Below are 7,953 nucleotides of genomic sequence, written 5' to 3' on the forward strand. Positions count from 1 at the left end.
TATATCGGATTTAAAAACAATGCCCTGTTTGGATTTGATCCGCTCAAAAGCACTCGCAGCTTTGCAACGCCACGGAGCTGGGAAGCGGTGCATACCATTTTGAACAGTTCCCTGTCTAAACTGCTGTGGCTGGAGACAATCGGGGGGGCAGTGGGGGAAGATGCCGCCGTTGATTTTCTGGGATTTATTCAGGTGATGGACAAGCTCCCTGATATTGATAAGATTCTTTGCGGTGAAGAGAATGAAGTGAGTGACGATCTCTCTACCCTCTATGCCCTTGCCTCGGCGTTGGTATCGCGTATCCTTATGTCACCGTCGGATGAGGCGGTTTCAAATCTTTTGCGCTATAGCTTGAAGCTTAAAAACGAGTTTGCCGTCCTCATCGTTCAGGATCTTCAGCATCAAGGGGTCGCGATGGAGCATTTGGATGCATATGGTGAATGGGTAGAGGCGTACGCCTATCTGTTATGATCGATTTTTCTCCCCTTAAAGCGAGACTGCTTATTGATTATCCGTTTTTCGGAACTATTGCTTCGGGTATGGAGACGGTGGCAAACGATGACATTGAGAGTTTTGCGACACGCTCTAACACGATAGAATATCGTGAAGACTACATAGAGCCTCTAAGCAGCGATGAACGTTTGTTTGTTCTGTGCAACGGTGCATTGCATGAAGCCCTTTCCCACACGCTCCGTCGCGGGAATCGAAGCCCTTGGTTATGGGAAATGGCATGTGATTATGCAATCAACGCACTGCTTATCGAGAACGGTTTTATCGCTCCTCCCAAAATAACCTACGACAAACGGTTTGGGAACCTGAGTACAGAAGAGATTTATGCGGAGCTAACATTGGAGTTTTTAGATCAGGAACAAAACGATCGAGACAGTGATGATCGACGAGACGGCGAGAGTGCGGATGAGAAACTATCCCGTGCACAGCGCGAACGCCGGACACGCGAAGCGATGGAAAAAGACGATCCCCTCTCCGAAGTATTTGCACGGCAATTCAGGTTACAACCAAAAAGTCGAATCGATTGGAGAAATCAATTGCGTGAAAGCATCGGCGGATACTATATCAGCGACTACACGCTGATACCTCCGTCAAAAAAATTACTCTATGAGGGGATTTATTTGCCGGGATCAGCATCCCGCCATTTGGAACTTGCTATTGCGATTGACAGTTCCGGCTCGGTGGATGAAGGACTCTTAGCCCAGTTTATTTCGGAGGTAGAGTCAATTATGGAGACCTTCGGCTCGTACACTATTGAGATGCTTGTGTGTGATGATCGGGTACGAAGCCAGTACCGATTTGAAAACGGCGAGAGCATTGTTTATGAGTTACTTGGGGGAGGGGGAACCGATTTTAATCCGATATTTGAGAGAATAGATTCATGGATGCAGCGTCCGAAAGTTCTCCTCTATTTTACCGATTTGGACGGTAAATTTCCCCCTTACGAACCGCCGTATGAGGTGCTCTGGATCACACCGCAATTGATGGAAGTTCCGTTTGGCAGGGTAATAGAACTAAAGGGTGAAAATGATTGAAAATGCGTTAAATATTTTAGAAACATCCAACCTTTTCATCACTGGCGGTGCGGGTTCAGGTAAAACGACACTGACTCGCGCTCTGATTGAGGATGCGGTACAAAAGGGAAAATCGGTTGCCCGTCTCGCCTCGACGGGAATGGCGGCAACATTGATCGGCGGACAGACGCTTCATAGTTTTTTTGATTTGGGAATTGCTAATTCTCAGGAAGAATTGGAGCGCAACGGCAAGCTCGACTCCTCTAAAAAAATTATCAAATTGATTCGTTCCATGGAGATCATTGTCATCGATGAGATTTCAATGGTGGGGGCGCCGTTACTGGATATGATCCGTTTACGGCTATTGCAAGCGGAATTTGCGGGTCGGTTGATTGTCGTAGGTGATTTTTTACAACTTCCTCCCGTGACGCGGGGGAATGAAACGATCTATTTTGCATTTGAATCTCCGTCGTGGGAGCGGCTAGGGTTTGAAACTCTCCACTTGGAAGGATCATACCGTACACATGAGGCAGAGTTTTTGTCTCTGCTGGAGAAAGTGCGTCATGCCCGTCTCGATGAAGAGGCACATGAAGCACTCGAAGAACTCGTAAAACCGTTGAATGAGGATATGTCTACGATGACATTGTTGTTCGGCAAAAACATTAGTGCCCAAAATCATAACCGTTCCCAGTTGGAACATCTAAATGGCGAGATCATAGAGGTGGAGACCTATGTAACGATCCATGATAAAAAGATGCAGGAACGTGATGTGGAGCGATTTATGACCGAGAGCCGAATCGAGCCGATCTTGGCACTGAAAGTCGGCGCACCGATCCTCTTTACCCGTAATGCATGGAACTACTACAACGGCGAGCGGGGACGCATTACCTCCATTGAAGAGGATATTATCTGGGTGAAAAAAGTCGACGGTGTAAGTGTCAAAGTGGAGCGTGTCGATACGATCAAAACACGGTGGATTGAAAAAGGGAGCACGGCAAGCGAAGAGAAACAGATTACCCTCAGTCAGTTTCCGATTACGTTAGCCTTTGCCATTACGATCCATAAATCGCAGGGGATGAGTTTGGCGGATTATGTCATCGAGACGAACGAAATTTTTGCCCCGTCGCAGTTTTACGTGGCATTGTCCCGTTCGGTTTCAGCCCATCGGGTGACGCTGATTCGTCCGAATAGAGGATGGGGAAAACTCTGTTTCGTCCATCCGAAGGCGAAACGATTTATCGATTTGATGTAAATGCCGAAGCGATAATAATCCGATAGGAAAACATTACGCTAAAGACCGCTGAGAGGAGTGCCACCGCCACCATCATGTACATGACGGCGAGCTGATAGGAGATTGCTTTGAGCGGATCGGCACCCGCGAGGAGCATCCCCGTCGTGATACCGGGTATATGGATGATCCCTACGGTCTGAAGCATATTGAGTGTCGGGATCATCGACGCTTTGACGGAGGCTTTGGAGGCAAAACTCAGCGCCTCTTTGAGCGGCGCACCCAGTGCCACCATCCCCTCGATAATCTCTATCGTATTTTTCACCTCTGCACGAAATCGCTCAATACTCTGAGAATAGACATTCAGGGCATTTCCGATAATCATCCCTCCGATCGGGATCATCTCATAGGGTACCATGTGGATCACCCCGAACGCCATCATCGAGAGAAAGACAATTCCCGAAGAGGCTCCGAGGGCAAAAAAGGCAATTTTAAAACTGTGATCTCCGAGAGGGGAGCGTTTCTTTGCCGTATAGGCTCCGAAAGTGACCATCCCCAGCAGTACGAAAAAGAGGAGAGAAGGATGTTCTAGTTTAAAAAGATAAACGAGAGCATAGCCGAGAAGTCCAAGCTGCACCATTGCCAAAATCGAGTTTGTGAGAATGGTTTTTTCCAGACCGAACTGTTCTCGGCGTGAGTACCATAGGGCAAAAATGATAAGAGCGTAAGAGGCTAAAAAAGAGTATTGCATACAGAAAGGATAAACGATTTTTGATTAATAAGAGGCTTCCCCGAAAGGGGAAATGAGAAGATTAAAGGCTATCCGCGTGAGAAGCAAGATATTCGGCAACACCCTCAGTGCTAGCTTTCATACCGGCATCCCCTTTTGCCCAACCTGCAGGACATACTTCACCGTGTTCGTTAGTGAACAACATCGCATCGATCATGCGGAGCATTTCGTCGATGTTACGTCCGAGTGGAAGGTCGTTGATCACTGCATGTCGGATTGTTCCGTCTTTATCGAGGAGGAATGATCCGCGAAGTGCAACAGAATCACCGAGCAATACATCGTAATCACGTGAAATTTGTTTATTAAGGTCTGCTACAAGCGGATAACGAACTTGACCGATACCGCCTTGGTTTACCGGAGTATTTTTCCATGCAAAATGGCTGAATTGTGAGTCAACCGATACGCCGATAACGTTGATTCCGCGTTCTGTGAACGACTCTAATCGGTGATCAAACGCGATAAGCTCAGATGGGCATACAAACGTAAAGTCCAACGGATAGAAAAACAGTACGGCACCTTTTTCGCCGAGGTTTTCGTACAAGTTGAAGTTATCAACGATTTGATTGTTTCCGAGGACGGTGGTAGCGGTAAAATCTGGGGCTTTTTTGGTAACGAGCATTTTAGTTCCTTGTGTAGTTTATGTGTAATGTAGGGAAATTGTAACACATGAAGATTAATTCAATTGAGACTCATAAAGTTAACTCAAAATTCTAAAGGATAATTTTTATTATTTAGAATAAATATCATATCCCCCGAGAAGGGGGGATAGATTACAATGCGGCACGAACCGCTTTGGCAGCTTCGATCATATTTTTGAGTGAAGCTTCCGTTTCACCCCAACCGCGGGTTTTGAGACCGCAGTCGGGATTGATCCACAGCTGAGTTGCGGGGAGCACTTCCAGAAGCAGATGGATTTGTTTCTCCATCTCTTCGACACTCGGCACACGCGGAGAGTGAATGTCATAGATACCGGGCCCGACTTCCTGCGTATATCCGACCTCTTGAAAAATCCGTAACAGACGGTTGCCGCTGCGGGATGTTTCGATGGAAATCACATCGGCATCCATAGATTCGATTGTACGTATGATATCGGTAAATTCACTGTAGCACATATGGGTGTGGATCTGAGTGTCATCTTCTGCTACGGCGGTACTGAGCAGGAAGCTTCGCAATGCCCACTCTTCATACTCTGCACGGTTTTCCTGTCGCAACGGATATCCCTCTTTAAATGCCGCTTCGTCTACTTGGATCATCTTTATCCCGGCACGTTGAAGATCATCCACTTCATCACGGATGGCGAGAGCGATTTGGGTGGCGGTGAGGGAACGGGGCTGATCGTTGCGGACGAAACTCCAATTAAGAATGGTTACCGGTCCTGTAAGCATCCCTTTCATGACGCGATCGGTAAGACTTTGCGCATAAAGACTCCATTCGAGCGTCATCGGATCAGGTCGGCTCACATCACCGTAGAGAAGCGGAGGTTTAACGCATCGGCTTCCGTAGCTTTGGACCCAGCCATTGTGACTGAATGCAAATCCGCTTAGCTGTTCGCCAAAATATTCCACCATATCGTTGCGCTCAAATTCTCCGTGAACAAGGACATCCAGATCAAGTGATTCCTGAAATTTGACGCAGTGAGCTATGGCGGTTTTCATTGACTCTTTATAGTTCTCTTGGGTAATTTCCCCCTTTTTTAACGCTTGACGCACTTTTCTGATTTCGTGTGTTTGTGGAAAAGAGCCGATCGTAGTGGTTGGGAGAATAGGGAGCGAAAAGAGGGCATGCTGGACCTTCTGACGTTCGCTAAATGGGCTAAAGCGTTTGAAATCATCAGGAACCAAACCCTTCAGACGGCTTTGTACGGCTTCATCGGTATGATTTTTAGTTTGTGGCGGAAACTCAATTACACCATGTTCAAAAAATGCTTTTTCCAGTAGGGAAAGTTCCGCTAACTTTTCTTCGGCAAACGATAAGAGTTCTTTGACTTCCGGCTCCAGTGATATTTCGTGTCTGAGGCTGTAGGGGACGTGAAGAAGCGAGCATGATGTGCTCAGACGAAGCCGTTCTTTGGGAATATAGGCTGCGATCTCATTCAATTGTCTCAGCGATGCGCTCAAATCATTTGTCCATACATTGCGTCCGTCGATAATCCCGATTGTGACCTGTTTGTCACTATTGCTTAGCAAATCGAGTGAGCGGAGATTTTTCTCTCCATGGACAAAATCAAGGAGCACTCCTTGGATAGGTGTATGTATTAAAACGGAAGTTGCTTCGTTTGAGTGTTCGAAGTAGGTTGCTACCGATACGTTCCCCATTTTCCCCAGCTGATTATAGGCGATTTTTAAGAGGGAAAGATCATTGGAGGTAAGATCCAAACTGAGCGAGGGTTCATGAAAAATAATCTCAGTCTCAAGGGGCTGTAATACGGTAAGAAGTGATACGTATTGATCCAATAACGGATCAAATAAGGCGGCACGGACATTTTCGGGACATTTTGAGAGGTTTAGAAATGTGATCGGACCGACGAGATGGATAGAGCCTTTACATCCATGCGTTTGTGCTTCTTTGTACTCCTCCAGAATTTTACTCGGATTGATCTCTCCAAATTGAAATTTTTCATGAAGTTCAGGGACGAGGTAATGGTAGTTGGTATTAAACCATTTTGTCATCTCCATTGCCGTGTGGGTAGCGTCTCCGCGGGCCATCGTAAAATAACGTCGCGTAGGATCAAAAATATCGTAAAATCGTTCGGGTTCTGCCCCCAATATAACCATTAGATCGAGCATATTGTCATAAAAACTAAAATCGTTGACGGCGACGGTAGCCATCCCCGCATCGCTTTGAGCCTGCCAATGGCGTAATCGTAATTGAACTCCGACGCTTTTCAGCTCATCAAGGCTGGCAGAGCCTTTCCAATAGTTTTCGAGGGCAATTTTTAGTTCTCTTTTTTCGCCGATACGGGGAAATCCGAGCACTACTGTTTTGTTTGTCATTTTGTATACCTTTAAAGTTTGTTTTAGTAAGAGTGAAAATAGGGTTATGACAGACGTAGCGGCGGCGAAGAATCGGTAAGCAGATAACGGAATAAAAAACGGAGTTTCGGTACGAACGATGAGATGTAGAGGGCACACCGGGTACGGCGGCGGAAAAAGCAGTTACAGTGGCACTGGCAGCGGGAAACTTTCGGGGTAAAAGATTCGATCGCTTCTAAAAGGAGATCAAGTTCATCGGGAGGGCTTTCATCAATATTTGCATCACTCATATAAGATCGGTAAGAGTGACAAGTTTGGGTACGAACAGCTCGGTTATGCAATGTTGTAGCATTGACGGTAGCCGTAATCGCTTGGAGCGAAAAATAACGTCCCTTAAACCCTTTTGCCATTATTGCCTCTCTATTTTTATGGTGGAATTATACATCAAGATATAGCTATAATCGCACTATGATAACCTTTACGAATCTCTTTTCTATGATGCTCCGCTATAAGCGCTCGCTTTTATGGGGAAATATTATTGCCATACTCGCTACCCTTATTTCGATTCCGATTCCTTTGCTCATCCCGTTGATGGTCGATGAGGTACTTCTCAAAAAAGGGGGGGCGATTACGAATATAATCGATATGTTCACTTTGGCGCATAATCCCCTCATTTATATAGCAATCGTTCTTGCGGTGACGATAAGCTTGCGATTTGTTTTTTTTCTTCTCAGTGTTGTGTCGCAGAAATTTTTTATTACTCTTTCACAAGAACTGAGCTTCACGATACGTGTCCGTGCTCTGGAACATCTTAAACATGTCTCTATGAGTGCGTATGAGCGATTGGGAAGCGGTAAAGTAATTACCCATCTTATTACCGATATTGATACGATAGAGCAGTTTTTGGGAAGCGCCCTTTCCAAACTGATCGTTTCGGTTGCAACGCTTATCGGGGTAGCGGCGGTACTCATCTGGATTAACCCCTTGTTTGGTATTCTTATCATCATTTTTCAGCCCCTTATTATGATAGTCACTCGTAAAATATCGGGTCGGGTCGGGATACTTAAAAAAGAACAAAACCGTACCATAGGAGAACTTTCCGATACCCTCACACAGATGTGTGATCTGTTCGGACAGATTCGTGCAAGCAATAAAGAGGATCGGTTTGTTGCTTCCGCGATAGATCAATCGAAGCGTTTGCGTCAAAGCGCGAGTGAATACGGTATCAAAGCACTGAGGGGTGAGCGCTATTCATATACTCTGTTTTTGAGCGGATTTGAGATTTTTCGAGCCCTTGGGCTGGTGATGGTTCTTTATTCAGATCTTAGTATAGGGCTGATGTTCGGCATCTTCGGCTATTTGTGGTTTATGATGACCCCGGTGCAGGATTTGCTCTCGATGCAATACAGCTTTGCGAACGCTAAAAATGCTCTTGCTCGG

7 protein-coding genes and 1 pseudogene are annotated in these 7,953 nt (G+C 46.0%); 4 read left to right on the forward strand and 4 right to left on the reverse strand.

Going from position 1 to position 7,953, the window contains the following annotated elements:
• The 3 genes and pseudogenes from Q0C19_RS09250 to Q0C19_RS09260 all read left to right on the forward strand — a co-directional run.
• Positions 1-471: pseudogene (locus Q0C19_RS09250) on the forward strand (MoxR family ATPase); the annotation flags it as partial.
• On the forward strand, positions 468-1,544 hold the full coding sequence (locus Q0C19_RS09255) for a VWA-like domain-containing protein (RefSeq protein WP_295055335.1): 1,077 nt from the start codon (positions 468-470) through the stop codon (positions 1,542-1,544). The pseudogene Q0C19_RS09250 and the gene Q0C19_RS09255, both read left to right, overlap by 4 nt.
• On the forward strand, positions 1,537-2,775 hold the full coding sequence (locus Q0C19_RS09260; protein ID WP_295055338.1) for an AAA family ATPase: 1,239 nt from the start codon (positions 1,537-1,539) through the stop codon (positions 2,773-2,775). Before Q0C19_RS09255 ends, Q0C19_RS09260 begins: the two co-directional genes overlap by 8 nt.
• Here Q0C19_RS09260 and fetB read toward each other — a convergent pair.
• The 4 genes from fetB to Q0C19_RS09280 form a co-directional block, all read right to left on the reverse strand.
• Positions 2,759-3,502, reverse strand: coding sequence for an iron export ABC transporter permease subunit FetB (fetB, locus tag Q0C19_RS09265; RefSeq protein WP_295055340.1), 744 nt, complete (start codon positions 3,500-3,502; stop codon positions 2,759-2,761). The two genes, Q0C19_RS09260 and fetB, sit on opposite strands and share 17 nt — an antisense overlap.
• A 61-nt stretch (positions 3,503-3,563) precedes the next feature.
• Positions 3,564-4,160, reverse strand: a complete 597-nt coding sequence (locus tag Q0C19_RS09270) for a peroxiredoxin (protein WP_295055342.1) — start codon at positions 4,158-4,160, stop codon at positions 3,564-3,566.
• Positions 4,161-4,311: 151 nt separating this feature from the next.
• Entirely contained in the window at positions 4,312-6,534 is a 2,223-nt protein-coding gene (metE, locus tag Q0C19_RS09275) for a 5-methyltetrahydropteroyltriglutamate--homocysteine S-methyltransferase (protein ID WP_295055344.1), read from the reverse strand.
• Positions 6,535-6,578: 44 nt separating this feature from the next.
• The gene (locus tag Q0C19_RS09280; RefSeq protein ID WP_295055346.1) at positions 6,579-6,923 is read right to left on the reverse strand and encodes a hypothetical protein; all 345 of its coding nucleotides are present in this window, start codon (positions 6,921-6,923) and stop codon (positions 6,579-6,581) included.
• Between the two features lie 58 nt (positions 6,924-6,981).
• On the opposite strand from Q0C19_RS09280, the gene Q0C19_RS09285 reads away from it, so the two are divergent.
• Positions 6,982-7,953 (forward strand): ABC transporter ATP-binding protein (locus Q0C19_RS09285; RefSeq protein WP_295055348.1); only part of this gene is annotated, 972 nt, incomplete at its 3' end.

Origin of the sequence: Sulfuricurvum sp., from assembly GCF_023250475.1 — a bacterium.
In the GTDB taxonomy this organism is placed as follows: Bacteria; Campylobacterota; Campylobacteria; order Campylobacterales; family Sulfurimonadaceae; genus Sulfuricurvum.

Excerpts from the sequence above, each read along its gene's own strand:
- metE (WP_295055344.1), bottom strand. The coding sequence starts at position 6,534 with ATGACAAACAAAACAGTAGTGCTCGGATTTCCCCGTATCGGCGAAAAA.
- Q0C19_RS09270 (WP_295055342.1), bottom strand. The coding sequence starts at position 4,160 with ATGCTCGTTACCAAAAAAGCCCCAGATTTTACCGCTACCACCGTCCTC.
- Q0C19_RS09280 (WP_295055346.1), bottom strand. The coding sequence starts at position 6,923 with ATGGCAAAAGGGTTTAAGGGACGTTATTTTTCGCTCCAAGCGATTACG.
- Q0C19_RS09260 (WP_295055338.1), top strand. The coding sequence starts at position 1,537 with ATGATTGAAAATGCGTTAAATATTTTAGAAACATCCAACCTTTTCATC.
- fetB (WP_295055340.1), bottom strand. The coding sequence starts at position 3,502 with ATGCAATACTCTTTTTTAGCCTCTTACGCTCTTATCATTTTTGCCCTA.
- Q0C19_RS09255 (WP_295055335.1), top strand. The coding sequence starts at position 468 with ATGATCGATTTTTCTCCCCTTAAAGCGAGACTGCTTATTGATTATCCG.